This is a genomic window from Falsigemmobacter faecalis (genome assembly GCF_003863335.1).
In the GTDB taxonomy this organism is placed as follows: Bacteria; Pseudomonadota; Alphaproteobacteria; order Rhodobacterales; family Rhodobacteraceae; genus Wagnerdoeblera; species Wagnerdoeblera faecalis.
The window spans coordinates 1-1044 of record NZ_RRAZ01000099.1 but is presented as its reverse complement, the minus strand read 5'-3'; the positions used below and the strand labels follow the sequence as shown (position 1 = coordinate 1044).

The 1044-nt window shown below is 59.7% G+C and carries 1 protein-coding gene; it reads right to left on the bottom strand.

Features of this window, described 5'->3' with window-relative positions; genetic code table 11:
• Nucleotides 1-232 precede the first annotated feature (232 nt).
• A complete protein-coding gene (locus EG244_RS21630; protein WP_124966923.1) occupies nucleotides 233-463 on the bottom strand; it encodes an integrase core domain-containing protein in 231 nt (76 codons plus the stop codon).
• Between the last annotated feature and the right edge of the window lie 581 nt (nucleotides 464-1044).

Here is a 1044-nt window from a genome sequence, read left to right as displayed (position 1 = left end):
TGCCCATCTTCGGGATAGAACCCACCCGGTGCTTCCCCGGCTTCGAGGTCAGCCCCATACCCAGGCCCGCAGATCAGGCGAAGCGGTCACGGGCTCAGGCAGATAAGCGCCGGCGGCCTCACCGGGCAGCTTTTCGATATGGTGCAGTGCAATGCCAGGAGCGGGAGCCATCCACTCCAGCAATGGCGGACCATGTCTCGCGGCGTGGGTGTATTGACCCGGCGGGATCTGCTCAGTTTATGCTGCTGATTTGAAGGCCTCGGCAGGCGTGCGCATGGCAAGCGCCTGGCAAGGCGCTGCGGTTGTTGCAAAATCCGATCCAGTCCCCAATCACGCGGGCAGCGTGCCGGATGCTGCCGAAGCAGTGGCGGTGAATGCATTGCTTCTTCAGAGTCCGGATCACGCGCCCCACCATCCCGTTTTGTTGCGGGATTGGTGGAGCCGCCGCTGGTCCGGGACCCATGGCGAACGCCGCTGTCCGAACGCAGCAGGAATTCTTTGTTGACGCGGCCCGGTGTGCCGAACCGGCTAATCAGAGCCTGCTCCAGTGCGCTGGCGGCCGTGGTGGCTTTTCCAGTGCGTGACAGATGCCAGCCGGAACCCCACGGGTGTGGCAGTCAATCACCAGAGCCGGCGCGGCCCGGCCGGCCTTTCCGGCCCGGACACGGCCGAGATCCATGGAGCAGCGCTCATTTGGCGCTTTGACGACTGAGGGCACAGCCTGGATCCAGGGCCGCATCCCAACCTGTCTTTTTCTGAGATGAGGAGGATAAGGGAATGGTCCGGGGAACCATTTTTCCGACGATTGACCAACCCTTTAGCAGGCTGCTGAAACAGTCAGGGCGGTAGAATATTTTAGCTGTCGCGCCAGTTTGGCACGATCTCAGCGGCAACTACTATGCATCAGCGGTCTCACCGAACAGACGCTTGCTGTGATGCGCCAGGAGGTGATAAAATCGTTGTATAAACCCAATAAATCATAATGGTTTTTTGCCTTTTATTGCAGCGGAAGTGTCGATTGATCGCTGTTTGCAGGATTGGATT